This window comes from Paenibacillus sp. BJ-4 (genome assembly GCF_020404765.1).
Taxonomy (GTDB): Bacteria; Bacillota; Bacilli; order Paenibacillales; family Paenibacillaceae; genus Paenibacillus.
In genome coordinates, this window is sequence record NZ_JAIVEM010000013.1 from 1 (window position 1) to 203 (window position 203).

At 48.3% G+C, this 203-nt stretch carries 1 rRNA gene; it reads right to left on the bottom strand.

Going from position 1 to position 203, the window contains the following annotated elements:
- Positions 1–113 precede the first annotated feature (113 nt).
- Positions 114–203 (bottom strand): 23S ribosomal RNA (locus LCF57_RS04085); the annotation flags it as partial.

A 203-nucleotide genomic window follows, 5' to 3' on the forward strand; every position in this document is an offset into this window, starting at 1 on the left:
ACGTGTGGAACCCCTCCGCTATCGCCACCAAACATGAATTTGCATTGCAAATTCTACCTTCAAGGTGTTACACCCTGAAAACTGGATCCGAAACTTCCTTGCGTCCTAATCTTTAGGATAAGCCCTCGACCGATTAGTATTGGTCAGCTCCATGCATTACTGCACTTCCACCCCCAACCTATCTACCTCGTCGTCTTCAAGGG